General features: G+C 67.6%; 14 protein-coding genes and 1 tRNA gene. 5 read left to right on the forward strand and 10 right to left on the reverse strand.

Annotated features, from left to right (window positions below; translation table 11 throughout):
* Window positions 1–38: 38 nt before the first annotated feature.
* Both cysE and trmJ read right to left on the reverse strand, forming a co-directional pair.
* Window positions 39–932 carry a serine O-acetyltransferase gene (gene cysE / locus CVH10_RS07445; protein WP_106488248.1) on the reverse strand — a complete coding sequence of 298 codons (894 nt, stop codon included), beginning with the start codon at window positions 930–932 and terminating at the stop codon, window positions 39–41.
* A 129-nt stretch (window positions 933–1,061) separates the two neighbouring features.
* The gene (gene trmJ / locus CVH10_RS07450; protein WP_052052379.1) at window positions 1,062–1,853 is read right to left on the reverse strand and encodes a tRNA (cytosine(32)/uridine(32)-2'-O)-methyltransferase TrmJ; all 792 of its coding nucleotides are present in this window, start codon (window positions 1,851–1,853) and stop codon (window positions 1,062–1,064) included.
* Between the two features lie 145 nt (window positions 1,854–1,998).
* Here trmJ and CVH10_RS07455 point away from each other — a divergent pair, with 145 nt between their 5' ends.
* Together CVH10_RS07455 and CVH10_RS07460 are read left to right on the forward strand one after the other, a co-directional pair.
* Window positions 1,999–2,793, forward strand: a complete 795-nt coding sequence (locus tag CVH10_RS07455) for an inositol monophosphatase family protein (RefSeq protein WP_035593909.1) — start codon at window positions 1,999–2,001, stop codon at window positions 2,791–2,793.
* Window positions 2,794–3,080: 287 nt separating this feature from the next.
* On the forward strand, window positions 3,081–3,437 hold the full coding sequence (locus CVH10_RS07460) for a hypothetical protein (protein WP_237022343.1): 357 nt from the start codon (window positions 3,081–3,083) through the stop codon (window positions 3,435–3,437).
* 113 nt (window positions 3,438–3,550) lie between these two features.
* Here the strand turns inward: CVH10_RS07460 and CVH10_RS07465 are convergent, their stop codons facing one another.
* Complete coding sequence (locus CVH10_RS07465; RefSeq protein ID WP_106488249.1) at window positions 3,551–4,444, reverse strand: LysR family transcriptional regulator; 894 nt, start codon at window positions 4,442–4,444, stop codon at window positions 3,551–3,553.
* A gap of 118 nt (window positions 4,445–4,562) precedes the next feature.
* On the opposite strand from CVH10_RS07465, the gene trpB reads away from it, so the two are divergent.
* Entirely contained in the window at window positions 4,563–5,798 is a 1,236-nt protein-coding gene (gene trpB, locus CVH10_RS07470) for a tryptophan synthase subunit beta (RefSeq protein WP_106488250.1), read from the forward strand.
* 11 nt (window positions 5,799–5,809) lie between these two features.
* Window positions 5,810–6,646 (forward strand): tryptophan synthase subunit alpha, encoded by an 837-nt coding sequence (gene trpA, locus CVH10_RS07475; RefSeq protein ID WP_106488251.1) that lies wholly within the window; start codon window positions 5,810–5,812, stop codon window positions 6,644–6,646.
* Between the two features lie 100 nt (window positions 6,647–6,746).
* On the opposite strand, the gene CVH10_RS07480 is transcribed toward trpA, so the two are convergent.
* The 6 genes from CVH10_RS07480 to queA all read right to left on the reverse strand — a co-directional run bounded on the left by CVH10_RS07480 (window position 6,747) and on the right by queA (window position 13,997).
* Window positions 6,747–8,153, reverse strand: a complete 1,407-nt coding sequence (locus CVH10_RS07480; RefSeq protein ID WP_106488252.1) for an MFS transporter — start codon at window positions 8,151–8,153, stop codon at window positions 6,747–6,749.
* A gap of 266 nt (window positions 8,154–8,419) precedes the next feature.
* Entirely contained in the window at window positions 8,420–9,343 is a 924-nt protein-coding gene (gene secF, locus CVH10_RS07485; protein WP_035593899.1) for a protein translocase subunit SecF, read from the reverse strand.
* 9 nt (window positions 9,344–9,352) lie between these two features.
* Window positions 9,353–11,200: a protein translocase subunit SecD gene (gene secD, locus CVH10_RS07490; RefSeq protein WP_035593897.1), complete on the reverse strand. Its 1,848-nt coding sequence runs from the start codon at window positions 11,198–11,200 to the stop codon at window positions 9,353–9,355.
* Between the two features lie 145 nt (window positions 11,201–11,345).
* Window positions 11,346–11,684, reverse strand: a complete 339-nt coding sequence (gene yajC, locus CVH10_RS07495) for a preprotein translocase subunit YajC (RefSeq protein WP_035593895.1) — start codon at window positions 11,682–11,684, stop codon at window positions 11,346–11,348.
* 81 nt (window positions 11,685–11,765) lie between these two features.
* Complete coding sequence (gene tgt / locus CVH10_RS07500; RefSeq protein WP_200880065.1) at window positions 11,766–12,884, reverse strand: tRNA guanosine(34) transglycosylase Tgt; 1,119 nt, start codon at window positions 12,882–12,884, stop codon at window positions 11,766–11,768.
* A 75-nt stretch (window positions 12,885–12,959) separates the two neighbouring features.
* On the reverse strand, window positions 12,960–13,997 hold the full coding sequence (gene queA, locus CVH10_RS07505; protein ID WP_035593891.1) for a tRNA preQ1(34) S-adenosylmethionine ribosyltransferase-isomerase QueA: 1,038 nt from the start codon (window positions 13,995–13,997) through the stop codon (window positions 12,960–12,962).
* Window positions 13,998–14,138: 141 nt separating this feature from the next.
* Here queA and CVH10_RS07510 point away from each other — a divergent pair.
* A tRNA-Leu gene (locus tag CVH10_RS07510) sits at window positions 14,139–14,225 on the forward strand.
* Window positions 14,226–15,107: 882 nt separating this feature from the next.
* Here the strand turns inward: CVH10_RS07510 and CVH10_RS07515 are convergent.
* Window positions 15,108–15,920: a DUF1206 domain-containing protein gene (locus CVH10_RS07515; protein WP_035593865.1), complete on the reverse strand. Its 813-nt coding sequence runs from the start codon at window positions 15,918–15,920 to the stop codon at window positions 15,108–15,110.
* Between the last annotated feature and the right edge of the window lie 11 nt (window positions 15,921–15,931).

Raw genomic sequence — 15,931 nt, forward strand, 5'->3', positions numbered from 1 at the left:
GATCGGGCCAATATTATGAGGAAACCCGAGTATCACGGTCAACCATTCTGGCGGCGGCGCGCGGCGGTGTCGCCGCCTTCGGCCTCGGTGTGGTCCTGGGCATCCGCGGTCTTGTCGCCCTGGGGCTCGTCCTGAGGGCCGCAGCAGCTGTCCACGTCGGCGAGGACGTTGGCGAAGTCCTCGTCGCGCAGCTCGGGCAGATTGCTGTCGCGAAAGCCGGCGTCGATGCTGCGCAGGGTGGTGCACATGCGCTCGAGACGCTCGTCGACGGCGTGCATGTGGTCGAGCATGGCCTGCATCGAGCGAGCCACCGGGTCGGGCATGTCCTGGCTGACGCCATAGGCGTCGAAGCCGAACTTGCGGCGCATGGCCTCGCGGCGTTCTGGGTCGACCTCCAGCGGGGTGACGGTGTCGGGGTCGTCGCGCTTGACCACCTTGCCGGGGATGCCGACCACGGTGGCGCCGGCCGGCACCTCCTTGGTGATCACGGCGTTGGAGCCGACCTTGGCCCCGGCGCCGACGGTGAACGGGCCGAGGATCTTGGCCCCGGCACCGACGATGACGCCGTCCTCCAGGGTCGGGTGGCGCTTGCCCTTGTTCCAGCTGGTGCCGCCCAGGGTCACGCCCTGGTAGAGGGTGACGTCGTCGCCGACCTCGGCGGTCTCGCCGATCACCACGCCCATGCCGTGGTCGATGAAGAACCGCCGGCCGATGGTCGCCCCGGGGTGGATCTCGATGCCGGTGAACCAGCGCGCCAGGCTCGACAGGGTGCGGGCCAGCCACTTGAGGTTCTTCTGCCACAGCCAGTGACTGAGCCGATGGACGAGCAGGGCGTGCAGTCCGGGATAGTTGGTGAGCACTTCCAGGAAGTTGCGCGCCGCCGGGTCACGGTCGAATACGCTGTTGATGTCTTCGCGCAGACGTTGAAACATGCGGCGGGTCCTTGGTTGAAGAGCCAGGCGTTGCGGGGCAAGCGGCCGAACGGGAGCGGGGAATGTCTTCATAGTGGGGGTGCGGCGGGCCGGCTTCAAGCCGTGGCCCGCCGCACCCCCGGCATCGGCTCAGTCGCTGCCGGGCTCGCCGGAGGCCCGCTCGCCGGTGGCCGGCTGCTCCGGCCGGGCCAGCTTCTCGGTGTTCGAGAGGATGCCGCGCAGGATGTTGAGTTCCATGCGCTCCGGACGCGCGCGCAGCGTGAAGCGACGCAGCCGCGCCATCAGCTGGCGGGGCTGGGCCGGATCGTGGAAGCCGATCGCGATCAGGGTGCGCTCGAGGTGCGTGAAGTAGTGCTCCAGCTCCTCGTGGCTGGCCAGCGGCTGGGCATCGTCTTTCTCCGCGGACGCCGCCGGCGTCTCGCCGTGTTCCATCCACGCCAGCCGGCACTCGTAGGCCAGTACCTGCACCGCGGCGGCCAGGTTCAGCGAGCTGAAGTCCGGGTTGGTGGGGATGTGCACGTGGGCATGGCAGCGCTGCAGCTCGGCGTTGGTCAGGCCACTGTCCTCGCGGCCGAAGACCAGCGCCACGCGGCCGTCGGGGGCGGCCAGCTCCTCGGGCAGTCGCTCGCCGAGCGCGCGGGGCGTGATCATCGGCCAGGGCAGGGTACGCGAGCGGGCGCTGGCGCCGACCACCAGGGTGCAGTCGGCGACCGCTTCCTCCAGGGTCTCCACGGTGCGGGCGGCGTGGACCAGCGCGTCGGCGCCGGAGGCCCGCGAGACGGTATCGGCGGTGAGCGGTTCGCAGCGCGGCGCCACCAGGGCCAGGTCCGCCAGGCCCATGTTGTGCATGGCGCGGGCGGTGCCGCCGATGTTGCCGGGATGGCTGGTGCCGATCAGGACGATGCGGATGCGCTCGAGCATGGGGAGGGCCTGTCTGGTGTCGCGTCGATGGTGAAGGGGCGAGAGTCTAGCATGCCGCGGCTTTGCGTGGCGCGGCTCCCGTGCTTCTGCTAGGATGCGCGCCGATCTCCGTTCTTTAACACCACCGACTCCCCAAGGCCCGATCATGCATCCGATGGTCCAGTACGCCCTGCGTGCCGCACGCAGCGCCGGCGAACAGTTTCTGCGTATCCGTGAGCGTATCGAGAACGCCCACGAAGAACACAATCTCGACAAGCTGCTCGAGGACACCGCCCGCAACGCCGAGGCGCTGATCACCCGCCAGCTGTCCCGTGGCTACCCCCAGCACGGCGTCGTCGGCCGCTACACGCCGCACCGCGCCGGCGAAGGCGAGGGCGCCGACGTGCTGTGGCGCATCGAACCCTTCCACGGCTACTCCAACCTGGCCGTCGCCGCGCCGAGCTTCGCACTGTCGCTGGTATGCCTGGTCAAGGGCCGCCCGGAGCATGCGGTGGTGATCTGCCCCTTCAGCGATGACGAGTACCTGGCCAGCCGCGGCCGCGGTGCCCAGCTCAACGGCAAGCGCCTGCGCGTCTCCAAGGCCACCGCGATCCCCGGCTCCCGCATCGCCATGAGCCTGCCGGAGAGCTGGGTGCGTGAGCGCCAGCTGCCGTCCTACCTGACCGTCACCCAGCAGCTGGCGCCCCAGGTGGACCTGATGCGCGCCTCCGGCTGCGGCCTGCTGGACCTCGCCGATCTGGCCGCCGGCCGCGTCGACGCCGCCTTCGTGATGGGCATCGACGAGCAGGACCTGCTGGTCGGCTCGCTGCTGCTCAAGGAAACCGGCGCCCTGCAGGGCACGCCGGACGGCCAGCCCTCGGTGACCACCGATGGCCAGCTGATGGCCGCCGGACCGCGGATGTTCAAGGCGTTGCTGAAGCAGCTCAAGCCGCACTTCTGAGGAAACGCCGATTTCTTGCTGCGCTCGCGACAGGAATCTGCATTCCCTCGTCCGAGATGGTGTTGTTGTTGGAATCTCAGGTCGATCGAGACGCCCCCGCGGCCCAGCCGCGGGGGCGTCTTGCGTTTCAGGGCAACAGCGACAGAAGTATGACGTTCTCGAGACTGTTCTGGGCGCGCCACTGGGTGTAGCGTGGGGAAGTCGGCGGCATTTTTCGCCCCGGCTCCATGCACCCCGGCCACCCTCTCACCACGGCCGGGCCATGCCCCTCATTCGCGAGAGGAGTGATGATGGAACCGCTCAGCTATTACTACTACAACGTGCTGGAAAGCCTGGAGAAACCGTGCGACGTGCCGGCCCTGCATCTCCAGGAAGGCTACGACCTGCTGTACCGCTACGGCGGCCGGGTCGAGATGGACCTGATCCGCCGTGCCGAGGCGGCCAGCGCGAATGGCGAGCCCTACCACTGGCACGAGTCGCTGGACGACGAGCAGCGCGACAAGCTGCGTCGCGCCCTGGATGACGAGAACCCGGCCAAGATCCTCAAGGTGATGCAGCGCAACGGCTACGCCGGCGTGCTCTATCATCATGCCCGCGAAGTCTTCGCTCCCGATACGGACGACGAGGCGCAGGGCGTCGCCTAGGCACGACCCGAGGCGAGCCCGCCGCCCACTCGGCGGCACGCGGCACGAGAAGCCCCCGGCGACCCCGGGGGCTTTTTGCTGTGTGGGGGGAGGCGAGAGGCTGGCGCGAGGCGTCAGCCGCTGGAGCGGGCCAGCTCCTGCTTGAGCCACTCGACCAGTCGATCGATGTCCCGCCGCGGGGCGCCCGCCGGCAGCCACAGCCCGAGCCGGGCCGGCGTCTCGATGAAGCCCCAGGGCGCGACCAGCCGGCCCGTGCGCAGGTCTTCCTCCACGAGGTAGGACGGCGCGATGGCCACGCCCAGGCCTACCAGCGCCGCCTCGAGCATGTAGTGCAGGTGCTCGAACGACTGGTCGTGGCGCATCGTCGCGGGGTCCAGCCCCCGGGCCGCGAACCACTGCGACCAGGCCTGGGGGCGCGACTGGGTATGCAGCATCGGCAGCGTGGTCAGCGCGGCAGGGGCGGTGGCCGGGCTGGCGTCCTCGAGCAGTTCCGGTGCCAGCACCGGCCCCATGCGCTCCGGGGCCAGCTCGACGACCCGCACCCCGTCGGGCCAGGGCGGCTCGGCGAAGCGCAGCACGGCGTCGACGTCGGTGCCGAGCCGGGCGGCGACTTCGTCGTCGGCGGTCAGGTGCAGGTTCAGCGCCGGGCACTGGGCCTTCAGCCGATCCAGTCGGGGGATGAACCAGCGGGCCAGGAAGCTGCCGGGGCAGCCGAGCACCAGCGGCGCCTCCGAGGCGCGTCGGCGCAGCTGGCTGCAGGCCTGGCCGAGGCGCTCGAAGGCCTGTGAGGTCGAGGCACGCAACAGCTCGCCCTCCTGGGTCAGCGCCAGGCCGCGGCCCTGACGCCGGAACAGCGTCACCCCGAGCTGTTCCTCGAGCTGCCTGAGCTGGCGGCTGACCGCGCCATGAGTGACGTGAAGCGCCTCGGCGGCGCGCGTGACGCTCAGCGTGCGGGCCGTCTCGTCGAAGGCGCGCAGGGCATTCAGCGAGGGCAGTCGATCACTCAAGGCGGGCTCCAGACATGTCAGCTTTTCTCACAGATTAGCGAGCAATGATCGCTTATCACAGGGGGCGGCGCGATTTATCGTGGTGGCCATTCCCCACTGATCGTCAGGAGTCGTCACCATGGGTCTGCCGCACCCCACCGCCGAGATCGCCCCCGATGCCGATGGCTTCTTCGGCCGCTTCGGTGGTCGCTTCGTCGCCGAAACCCTGATGCCGCTGATTCTCGAGCTGCAGGAAGCCTACGAGTCGGCCAAGCAGGACCCGGACTTCCACGCCGAGCTCGACGCGCTGCGCCGCGACTACATCGGCCGCGAGAGCCCGCTGTATCTTGCCGAGCGGCTGACCGAGGCGCTCGGCGGCGCGCGGATCTATCTCAAGCGCGAAGACCTGATGCATACCGGCGCGCACAAGATCAACAACTGCATCGGCCAGGTGCTGCTGGCCCGGCGCATGGGCAAGAAGCGCATCATCGCCGAGACCGGCGCCGGCATGCACGGCGTGGCCACCGCCACCGTGGCGGCCCGCTTCGGCATGGAATGCATCATCTACATGGGCAGCACCGACATCGACCGCCAGCAGCCCAACGTGCAGCGCATGAAGCTGCTGGGCGCCAAGGTGATCCCGGTGACCAGCGGCACCGGCACCCTGAAGGACGCGATGAACGACGCCCTGCGCGACTGGGTGACCAACGTCGCGGACACCTTCTACATCATCGGCACCGTGGCCGGCCCGCACCCGTATCCGGCCATGGTGCGCGACTTCCAGTCTGTGATCGGCCAGGAGGTGCGCGAGCAGCTGGCCGAGAAGGAGGGGCGGCTGCCCGATTCGCTGGTGGCCTGCATCGGCGGCGGTTCCAACGCCATGGGCCTGTTCCACCCCTTCCTCGAGGACGAGCGCGTGCGCCTGATCGGCGTGGAAGCCGCCGGCGAAGGCCTGGACACCGGCAAGCACGCCGCCAGCCTGCAGGGCGGCAGCCCCGGCGTGCTGCACGGCAACCGCACCTTCCTGCTGCAGTCCGCCGAGGGCCAGATCACCGACGCGCACTCGATCTCGGCGGGTCTGGACTATCCGGGCATCGGCCCCGAGCACGCCTGGTTGCACGAGGTCGGCCGCGCCGAGTACGTCGCCGTGACCGACGGCGAGGCGCTGGATGCCTTCAAGACCCTGTGCCGCCTGGAAGGCATCATCCCGGCGCTGGAGTCGTCCCACGCCATCGCCCATGCGATCAAGCTGGCGCCGACCCTGCCCGAGGATCACGTCATGGTGCTGAACCTGAGCGGGCGCGGCGACAAGGACATGACCACCGTCACCGAACGCCTGGCCGACGAGCTGGCCGCCGACGCACCGGCACAATGAGGAGAGAGACGATGACCCAACGCCACGACCGCATCGCGCGCCGCTTCGACGAGCTCAAGGCCGCCGACCGCGCCGGCCTCGTCACCTTCATCAGCGCCGGCGATCCCGACTACGACACCAGCCTCGAGACCCTGCTGGCGCTGCCCGAGGCCGGCGCCGACGTGATCGAGCTGGGCATGCCGTTCACCGACCCGATGGCGGACGGCCCCTCCATCCAGGCCTCCACCCTGCGCGCCCTGGAAGGCGGGCAGACCATGGCCAGGACCCTGGACATGGTGCGTGTCCTGCGCGAGCGCGACGACGCCACCCCGGTGGTGCTGATGGGCTACTACAACCCCATCTACTGCATGGGCGTCGAGGCCTTTCTCGCCGAGGCCGCCGAGGCCGGCGTGGACGGGCTGATCGTGGTCGACCTGCCGCCGGAGCACGACGCCGAGCTGTGCCTGCCGGCCCAGGCCCACGGCCTCGACTTCATCCGCCTGGCGACCCCGACCACCGACGCCAAGCGCCTGCCACTGGTGCTCGAGAACACCTCGGGCTTCCTCTACTACGTCTCCAGCACCGGCGTGACCGGCGCCGCCGCGCCATCCGCCGAGCGCGTGGCGCAGGAGGTCGAGGCCATCCGCGTGCACTCCGACCTGCCGATCGGCGTCGGCTTCGGCATCCGCACCCCCGAGCAGGCCGAGCGCATCGCCCGCTTCGCCGACGCGGTGGTGGTCGGCTCGGCGCTGACCGACACCGTGGCCGCGGCCGAGAGCCCCGCCGAGGCCTCGCGCGGCGTGCTCGAGCTGACCCGCTCGCTGGCCGGCGCGGTGCGCCGCGCCCGGGAGGCGGTGACCCAGGACTGAGCCGACGCCTCGCGAGAGGCCCGTCCAGCCACGACGACGCCACCCCTCGGGGTGGCGTCTCGCGTTTCAGGGAGCCGTGTGGCACGGAAGTGCGTCGGCGTCAGGTGTAGGCCGAAGCCTCGCCGGAGGCGGGATCGGCGGCCGGGGACGGCGTGCCGTCATCGGGTCGGCGCTGCTGGAGGGCGGCGCGTACCTCGTCCATGTCATCGTCGTTCAGGCCGAACAGGTAGGTGGCCCAGAACATCAGCAGGCAGACGATGGCGGGGATCAAGGTCAGCAGCAGGCTGATGACCAGCAGCGCCGAGTCGCTCTGCTGGTCGACATTGGCCTGATAGCCGCCCCACGACAGCAGGAACCCGATCATCCCGCCCGAGACCGCCAGCCCCATCTTGAGGAAGAACAGGTTGCCGGCGAAGGAGACCCCGGTGTTGCGCTGTCCGGTCTTCCACTCGCCGTAGTCCTCGGCGTCGGCCATCAGCGCCCAGGAGATGGGGGCGCCGACGCCGTGCATGAAGCTGACCAGCACGAAGAGCAGGCTCGCCACGATGGCCCACTGGCCGGGCACCAGGAACAGCAGGCAGGAGGCCGCGATCAGGGCCAGGGTGCTGGCCTGGAACACCTTGCGCTTGCTGATGCGCCGGCTCAGCCGAGGCGATAGCGCGGTCCCGGCGATGCTGGCGAGCGCGCCGCTGGTGATGAATGCCGAAATGCCCAGGGTGCCGAAGCCCAGCACGTAGGTGGCGAAGTAGATCGCCGCCCCCTGCCGCAGGAAGAACTGCAGCGCCTGCAGGAAGGTCACGCCCAGCACGATCCGCCACTTCAGGTTCATGGCCAGGGCCTTGAGCTTGGCGGTCAGCCGGTCGTGTTGCGTCGGCGTCGGGTGCACGCGTTCCCTCACGGTCAGGAAGCAGAACAGGAACATCCCGAGCCCGATCGCCGACATGATGGTCATGCTGTACTGGAAGCCCTTGGCCTCGTCATCGCCGCCGATCCATTCGACCAGCGGCATCAGGCCGCTGTTGAGGATCAGGTAGGCCACGCCGACCAGGATGAAGCGCCAGGACTGGAACGACACGCGCTCGCGGTGATCGTCGGTGATCACGCCCCCCAGCGCGCAGTAGGGGATGTTCACCGCGGTATAGAGCAGCGACATGATGAAGTAGGTGGCGAAGGCGTAGGCGATCTTGGCCGTGCCGGACCACTCGGGAGTGGTGAACATCAGCACGCAGGCCACGGCCAGCGGCACCGGCACGAACAGCAGGTAGGGCCGGAAACGCCCCCAGCGGCTGCGGGTGCGGTCGGCGAGCGCGCCCATCAGGGGATCGGTGATGGCATCCACGAAGCGCATCGAGAGGAAGATCGTGCCGACCACGGCCGGGGAGATGCCGTAGACGTCGGTGTAGAAGTACGAGAGATACATGACCACGGCGGCGAAGGTCATGTTGTTGCCGGCATCGCCCATGCCGAAGCCGATTTTCTCGACGATGCCGAGTCTGCGTTGTGTCATCGCGCGCTCCTCGCTCGTTATTATTTAGCAGGCAAAGCCTAGGGAGCGTCCTGGGATAGCGTCTAATATATGGATTCCGGCTCTTTGATATTAAAACGGTTATCGGCAGCATTAAGAAGATGATTCGGCACGTCTTTGCGGGAAAGTCTTCGGCTTCGGGGACGCCTAAAGTCGACGTCGCCAGGCGGACGAGGGAAGTGTTGCCGCCCTGAACGACGACACCCCGCCGAAGCGGGGTGTCGTGAACGGATGGTGAGGCAATGCCGTCAGGGCAGCTCCTCGGCCTCCGGATCTTCCTTCCTGGCCGGGATCAGATCCTCGCGACTGAGCTTCAGCGGCAGCAGCAGGGCCGCGGCCACGTAGATCGACGAGAAGGTACCCACGGCGATGCCGATGATCAGCGCGACGGCGAAGTAGTGAATCATGTCGCCGCCCAGGATCAGCAGCGCCAGCAGCACCAGCAGGGTGGTGCCGGAGGTGGCCAGGGTCCGCGACAGGGTCTGGTTGATCGCCTCGTTGAAGATCGCCGGCATGTCGTCGATGCGCGACTTGCGAATGTTCTCGCGGATGCGGTCGTAGACCACGATGGTGTCGTTGAGCGAGTAGCCGATCACCGCCAGCACCGCGGCCAGCACCGTGAGGTCGAACTCGAAGCCGAACAGGGCGAAGGCGCCGATCACGATCACCACGTCGTGGACGAGGGCCAGCAGGGCGCCGAGGGCGAACTTGTACTGGAAGCGGAAGGCGACGTAGAGCATCACGATGCCGAGCGCCACCAGCATGCCCATGCCGCTCTGGTCGCGGAGCTGGTCGCCGACCTGGGCGCCGACGAACTCGGCGCGCACCAGGTCGACGCTGGCGCCGCCCTGGTTCAGCAGGTCGACCACCTGGTCGCCGACACCGGCATCGAAGGCCTGCTGCAGGCGGATCAGCACCTCGGTGGAGGCGCCGAAGGTCTGCACCGCCACGTCCTGGAAGCCGGCGGCCTCCAGGGCCTCACGCACGCTGGCCAGCGCCGGCGCGGTGGCGTAGCGGACCTCGACCAGGGTGCCGCCGGTGAAGTCCAGGCCCAGGTTGAGCCCGTTGACCAGCAGGGCGACGATCGACACCAGCAGCATCACCCCGGAGGCGATGAAGGCCAGCCGGCGTTTGCCCATGAAGTCGAGCTGTCGATTGATGAACGATTGCATGGCCTTCTCCTAAATCCAGAGCTTCTTCACGGGCTTGCCGCCGTAGCACAGGTTGACCATGGCGCGGGTCACCATCAATGAGGTGAACAGCGAGGTCAGGATGCCCAGCGACAGCGTCACGGCGAAGCCCTTGACCGGGCCGGTGCCGATCGAGAACAGGATCAACGCCACCAGCAGGGTGGTGATGTTGGCATCGACGATCGAGGTGAAGGCGCGCTCGTAGCCGGCGTGGATGGCCTGCTGGGCCGAGAGCCCGCCGCGCATCTCCTCGCGTATGCGCTCGAAGATCAGCACGTTGGCATCCACCGCCATGCCCAGCGTCAGCACGATACCGGCGATGCCGGGCAGCGTGAGCGTGGCCCCGAGCAGCGACATGGCCGCCACCAGCATGACCAGGTTGAAGGCCAGCGCGACGTTGGCGATCACCCCGAACACCTTGTAGCGGATCAGCATGAAGGCCACGACCAGCAGCAGGCCGATCTGCACCGAGAGGATGCCGCGTTCGATGTTCTTCTGGCCGAGGCTCGGCCCGATGGTGCGCTCCTGGGCGAAGTAGATCGGCGCGGCCAAGGAGCCTGAGCGCAGCAGCAGCGCCAGGTCGGCCGCCTCGGTGGGCGAGTCGAGTCCGGTGATGCGGAAGCTGTTGCCGAGCGCGCTCTGGATGGTGGCCAGGCTGATGATGCTGCGCTCGGTGTAGGGCGAACGTACGACGGTTTCCTCGCCGTCCTCCATCACCGTGCGCTCGCGGGTCTTGTGCTCGATGAACAGCACCGCCATGTTGCGTCCGATGTTGGTGCGGGTGGCGCGGTTCATCAGGGTGCCGCCGGTGCCGTCCAGGTTGATGTTGACCTGGGGCCGGCCGTTCTCGTCGAAGCTGCGGTTGGCGTTCGAGACGCTGTCGCCGGTGATGATGACGTCGCGCATCAGGGTGGCAGTGCGTTCCGCGTTGCGGAAGGCATAGGTCTCGGTCTCGGCCTCCGGGGTGTCCGGCCGCGCCTCGAGGCGGAACTCCAGGTTGGCGGTGGCGCCGACGATGCGCTTGGCCGCGGCGGTGTCCTGCACGCCGGGCAGCTCGACGACGATGCGCGCCGGCCCCTGGCGCTGGACCAGCGGTTCGGCCACGCCGAGCTCGTTGACGCGGTTGCGCAGCGTGGTCAGGTTCTGGTTGACCGCGTAGTCCTGGATCTCCTGCACGGCGGTGTCGGTCAGCGTCATCGCCAGGCCGGCGCCGCGGTCGCGCTCGAGGTCACTGTACTCGAACTCGGGGAAGTCGCGGCTGATCAGGCGGCGGGCCTCGTCGCGATCTTCCTCGTTCATGAAGTCCATGTGGATCGAGCGTTCCTCGACCTCGGTATTGCGATAGCGGATCCGCTCGTCGCGCAGGGTCTCGCGCATGGCGCTGGCGTTGACCTCGAGGCGCTGGGTCAGGGCCGCCTTCATGTCGACCTCGAGCAGGAAGTGCACGCCGCCGCGCAGGTCCAGGCCCAGGGTCATGGGGGAGGCAGCCAGCGATTCCAGCCAGCCCGGGGTGGATTCGGCCAGGTTCAGCGCCACCACGTAGTCGTCGCCCAGGCGCTCGCTGAGCATGTCGCGGGCCTGGATCTGGTCGTCGGCGTTGTCGAGACGGATCAGCACGCTGCCAGCGTCGCGTTCGACGGACTGGATGCCGAGGCCGGCGTCGGTGAGGGAGCTCTCGAGCTGCTCGAGGCGGCGTTGGTCGAGGTTGAAGTCGCCCCCGTCGCTGCTGATCTGTACCGCCGGGTCCTCGGGGAAGAGGTTGGGGAGAGAGTAGATCAGGCCGACGGAGAGCACGAGGAGTATCAGCAGATACTTCCACAGGGGATAACGATTGAGCATGGGGGCCCTGCCCTCAGGTTGCTAATGATGGGACGGACGCTGCGCCATCACGAGCACCGGGCGGAGCCGGTCGGCCGGGCCCCGCCTCGGTGGTCGCAGGGCAGCCCGCACGGCCGGGTAGGCGTGCGGGCGCGGGGGCATCCGATCAGATGGACTTGAGCGTGCCCTTGGGCAGAACGGAAGCCACGGCGTTCTTCTGGACGCTGACCTCGGTGCCTTCGGCGATTTCCATGGACAGGAACTCGCTGTCTTCGCTGACCTTGGTGATGCGGCCCATCATGCCGCCGCCGATGACGATCTCGTCACCCTTGGACAGGCCGGCGATCAGCTGCTTGTGCTGCTTGGCCCGCTTGGCCTGCGGACGCCACAGCAGGAAGTAGAAGATCAGCACGAAGCCGACCAGCATCACGATCTGGGCGATGCCACCGCCCGGAGCGGCGCCAGCGTCCTGGGCCATGGCCGGGGAAATGAGGAAGTCCAGCATGTACGACGATCTCCTGAGTCGCGGGGAAACAAGACGCCTTCCAGCGGCGCTCGACGGCCGGCCACGGGGGCCGGCCGTCGATCAATTCGGAGCGGGGGGAACCGGCAGACCGCGCTGCGCGTAGAACCCTTCCACGAAGTTCGCCAATGTACCCGCTTCGATAGCACCGCGCAAACCAGCCATCAGGCGCTGGTAATGGCGCAGATTGTGGATGGTATTGAGCATCGAGCCGAGCATCTCGCCGCAGCGGTCGAGGTGATGCAGGTAGGCGCGGGAGAAGTTCTGGCAGGTGTAGCAGTCGCATGCCTCGTCCAGCGGACGGGTGTCGTGGCGGTGCTTGGCGTTGCGGATCTTGACCGTGCCTTCGCCGGTGAACAGGTGGCCGTTGCGCGCGTTGCGGGTCGGCATCACGCAGTCGAACATGTCGACGCCGCGGCGCACGCCCTCCACCAGGTCCTCCGGCTTGCCCACGCCCATCAGGTAGCGCGGCTTGTCGGCCGGCATCCATTCGGGCAGGTAGTCGAGTACCTTGATCATCTCTTCCTTGGGCTCGCCCACCGACAGGCCGCCGATGGCGTAGCCGTCGAAGCCGATCTTCTCGAGGCCCTCGAGCGAGGCCTCGCGCAGCTCGGGATACATGCCGCCCTGGATGATGCCGAACAGCGCCGAGGGCGAGTCGCCGTGGGCGTCGCGGGAGCGCCGGGCCCAGCGCAGCGACATCTCCATGGATTTCCGGGCCTCGTCCTCGGTGGCCGGGTAGGGCGTGCACTCGTCGAAGATCATCACGATGTCCGAGCCCAGCGAGCGCTGCACGGCCATCGATTCCTCGGGGCCCATGAACACCTTGGAGCCGTCCACCGGCGAGCGGAAGTGCACGCCCTGCTCGGTGATCTTGCGCATCTCGCCGAGCGAGAACACCTGGAAGCCGCCGGAGTCGGTGAGGATCGGCTTGTCCCACTGGGCGAAGTCGTGCAGGTCGCCGTGCGCCTCGATGACCTCGGTGCCCGGGCGCAGCCACAGGTGGAAGGTGTTGCCGAGGATGATCTCGGCGCCGATCTCCTTGACCGCCTCGGGCGTCATGCCCTTGACGGTGCCGTAGGTGCCCACCGGCATGAAGGCCGGCGTTTCCACGGTGCCTCGCGGGAAGCTGAGGCGGCCGCGGCGCGCCCGGCCATCACTGGCCAGGTGCTCGAAGTTCATGAAGCATTCGTCTCGCATGGGGTCTCTCGAAATTCGTCGAAGCGGTCGGCCGTATGGAGGGCCGGCAGGCTCGGGTCAGCGGGCGCGCGTCAGGAACATGGCGTCGCCGTAGCTGAAGAAGGCGTACTCTTCGTGCACCGCCTCGCGGTAGGCGGCCATCACCGTCTCATAGCCGGCGAAGGAGGACACCAGCATCAGCAGGGTCGACTCCGGCAGGTGGAAGTTGGTGATCAGGGCGTCGACCACCCGCCAGTCGTAGCCGGGATAGATGAAGATGTCGGTTTCGCCGCTGTAGGGCGCGATCTCGCCGTCGTCGCTCTTCAGGCAGGCCGATTCCAGGCAGCGCACGCTGGTGGTGCCCACCGCGATGACGCGGTTGCCCCGGGCGCGGGCGGCGCGCACCTGCTCGCAGACCGCCTCGGAGACCTCGATCCACTCGCTGTGCATCTCGTGGTCGCGGATGTCGTCGGCGCGCACCGGCTGGAAGGTGCCGGCGCCCACGTGCAGGGTGACGAAGGCGCTTTCCACGCCCTTCTCGGCCAGGGCCTCGAGCAGCGGCTCGTCGAAGTGCAGCCCCGCGGTGGGGGCGGCCACCGCGCCCTCGCGGCGGGCGTAGACGGTCTGGTAGCGCTCGCGGTCGGAGAGCTCGTCCTCGCGGGTGATGTAGGGCGGCAGCGGCATGTGGCCGTGCTGCTCCAGCAGCTCCACCAGCGGCGTCTCGCCGAGGAATCGCAGCTCGAACAGCGCCTCGCGGCGGCCCTCGACCACGGCGCGGATGCCGCCCTCGAACGCAATCTCGGTGCCGGGTTTGGGCGACTTGCTCGAGCGCAGGTGGGCCAGGCCGCGATGGGCGTCCAGCGGGCGCTCCAGCAGCATCTCGACGCGCCCGCCGCTGGCCTTGTGGCCGTGCAGTCGGGCCGGGATCACCCGGGTGTCGTTGAACACCAGCAGGTCGCCCGGATCGAGGGTCTCGAGCAGGTCGGGGAAGCGGCGGTGCGCGAGCGAGCCGCTCTCGCCGTCGACGCACAGCAGCCGGCAGTCGCTGCGTTGCTCGGAGGGATAGCGGGCGATCAGCGCCTCGGGGAGCTCATAGTGGAAATCGGCGCGCTGCATGGGGTGAAACGTCCGGATGGTGGGATGAGAAGGGCGGCTCGGCCGAGCCATTGGCAAGCCGCCTAGGATACCCTGTCGCCGCCGTGAAGTCAGGGGGCGCGATTGACCTCCCGCCCGGCCCACGTATAATGCAGCGCCGTTGCCGGTGTGGCGGAATTGGTAGACGCAGCGGATTCAAAATCCGCCGGGTGCAAGCCCTTGTCGGTTCGAGTCCGACCACCGGTACCACCAAATCAAGCACTTACTTCCCTCCTCGTGCTTGTTCTGAATTAGATAACTTTCAAGTACCCACAAGGTGTCCACGCCGGTCATCGCCTCGTCGTGCTCGTTGTCCTGTGCGCCCTTACTGCCCCGCGTCCCGGCTCTTGTGTCCGTCGAAAGCCCAAGCAGCGTTCATTTATCAGTTTTCATTGATTCACTGCGCCTCCCGTGGCGTGTGCATATTGGAAGGGTGTCGGCATCCCTCAGCCCGACACATCCCCGTATCCTTCGCGGCCCTCTCCGGCCGCGTTTTTTATGCCCGGAGGCCTGGCCCGGAGGATGGCGTTACGCCTAAAGATAAAAAATATTCGCATTTGCATTGACGGGCGAGCGAGGAACGCTTACGTTGAGGACGTGGCGTTGATGAACCGCCACGGCTGACGGCCGCTAGGGTCAGCGGTTGTCGGCTTCTCCTCATTGCTAGTCACGGTCTCTCGCCGCCTCCTCAGGGCGGCTTTTTTTGGTCCTGCATTTCTTTCCGTGTAGTAGGTATTTCATCGAGCGAAAACGCCGCGATTTTCATTGAATCGATTCATCGGAAAAGACACTTCATTGACCTGAATCAGTTGTTTTCCTGGTGTCGAAACGATGCGGGTGGGTTTTGTCTACGTTATTGTTTTTCCTGACGATGAACGCTCGTATACAACACTTGTTTAAGCTCAGATATGACCCTTTTCATTAGCCCTTACTGGAACATCGTTCGCTGACTATCGATGGATAATCATGGGGTGTCGTTATTTCCTGCACGACACATTCCCTGTTTTGGCAGCGGCCTCTTGTTGGGCCGCTGTTTTTTTATCGGTCGACAACGGCTCGTGGCGGTGGGTGATGGCCGCGCCGGTTGGGGCATCAGTCGAGGCTGGTATCGCGAATGGCGGCGTTGATCAGGCAGTAGAGGCCGTAGCTCGCCAGTCCCAGGGCGACCGCACCGAGCAGCCAGGGGCCGAAGGGCTGGGCGGCCAGCACGTTGAGTGCGCCGCCGAGGCCCTGAGCCTCGCTCGGGTCGGTGCGCCAGGCCGCGAGGCACAGGAACAGGCCGATCATCTGGAACACCAGGCCGCGGGCGCAGAGCCCCCAGCGGGTGACGATGTCGGCCAGCCGCCGCTGCAGCGGTCCCAGGTCCTGGCGATACCAGTTCTTGAGGTAGGTCTGCCGCATGGCTCGCCACAGCTGCCGCAGGCCGATGGCGATGAATACCAGGCCGACGGCGAAGATCACGTAGAGCCCGCCCTGATGGCCCATCACCTGGGCGGTATGGTCGCTGGCCGTGCCGTTGTTCGTGGCCTCGGCGGCGTCGCGCAGCAGGTCGAGGCAGTAGACGCTGAGGCTGGCGTGGATGAGCCCGCTGATCAGAAAGCCCAATCGGGTGACCAGCCCCTTGAGGCCGTGCCCGACGTCCTCGGTGTCCAGCAGGGCCTGGAGCAGACGCCAGGCGGCATAGGCGGCGAGTCCGCCTCCGAGCCCGGTGATCATCAGGTCGCCGAACGGTTGGCGGGCCAGGCCGAACAGGGCCTCCTTGGTGCCGACATTGTCGCCACCCAGGCCGATCGCCGCCAGGAAGGCAAGGCCGCCCACCAGCAGGTAGACGATGCCCTTGGCGGTGTAGCCGGCGCCCGCGGCCAGGGCGACGGTCCGCGCCAGTCGTGAATCGGGTCTTGGCATCGCGGGCTCCG

Origin of the sequence: Halomonas sp. ND22Bw (assembly GCF_003011945.1) — a bacterium.
Lineage (GTDB): Bacteria > Pseudomonadota > Gammaproteobacteria > Pseudomonadales > Halomonadaceae > Halomonas > Halomonas halophila.

Coding starts and splice junctions, on each gene's coding strand:
- secF (WP_035593899.1), bottom strand. CDS start 9,343: ATGCAATCGTTCATCAATCGACAGCTCGACTTCATGGGCAAACGCCGG.
- trpB (WP_106488250.1), top strand. CDS start 4,563: ATGGGTCTGCCGCACCCCACCGCCGAGATCGCCCCCGATGCCGATGGC.
- cysE (WP_106488248.1), bottom strand. CDS start 932: ATGTTTCAACGTCTGCGCGAAGACATCAACAGCGTATTCGACCGTGAC.
- trpA (WP_106488251.1), top strand. CDS start 5,810: ATGACCCAACGCCACGACCGCATCGCGCGCCGCTTCGACGAGCTCAAG.
- tgt (WP_200880065.1), bottom strand. CDS start 12,884: ATGAACTTCGAGCACCTGGCCAGTGATGGCCGGGCGCGCCGCGGCCGC.
- secD (WP_035593897.1), bottom strand. CDS start 11,200: ATGCTCAATCGTTATCCCCTGTGGAAGTATCTGCTGATACTCCTCGTG.
- CVH10_RS07515 (WP_035593865.1), bottom strand. CDS start 15,920: ATGCCAAGACCCGATTCACGACTGGCGCGGACCGTCGCCCTGGCCGCG.
- queA (WP_035593891.1), bottom strand. CDS start 13,997: ATGCAGCGCGCCGATTTCCACTATGAGCTCCCCGAGGCGCTGATCGCC.
- CVH10_RS07460 (WP_237022343.1), top strand. CDS start 3,081: ATGATGGAACCGCTCAGCTATTACTACTACAACGTGCTGGAAAGCCTG.
- trmJ (WP_052052379.1), bottom strand. CDS start 1,853: ATGCTCGAGCGCATCCGCATCGTCCTGATCGGCACCAGCCATCCCGGC.
- CVH10_RS07480 (WP_106488252.1), bottom strand. CDS start 8,153: ATGACACAACGCAGACTCGGCATCGTCGAGAAAATCGGCTTCGGCATG.
- yajC (WP_035593895.1), bottom strand. CDS start 11,684: ATGCTGGACTTCCTCATTTCCCCGGCCATGGCCCAGGACGCTGGCGCC.
- CVH10_RS07455 (WP_035593909.1), top strand. CDS start 1,999: ATGCATCCGATGGTCCAGTACGCCCTGCGTGCCGCACGCAGCGCCGGC.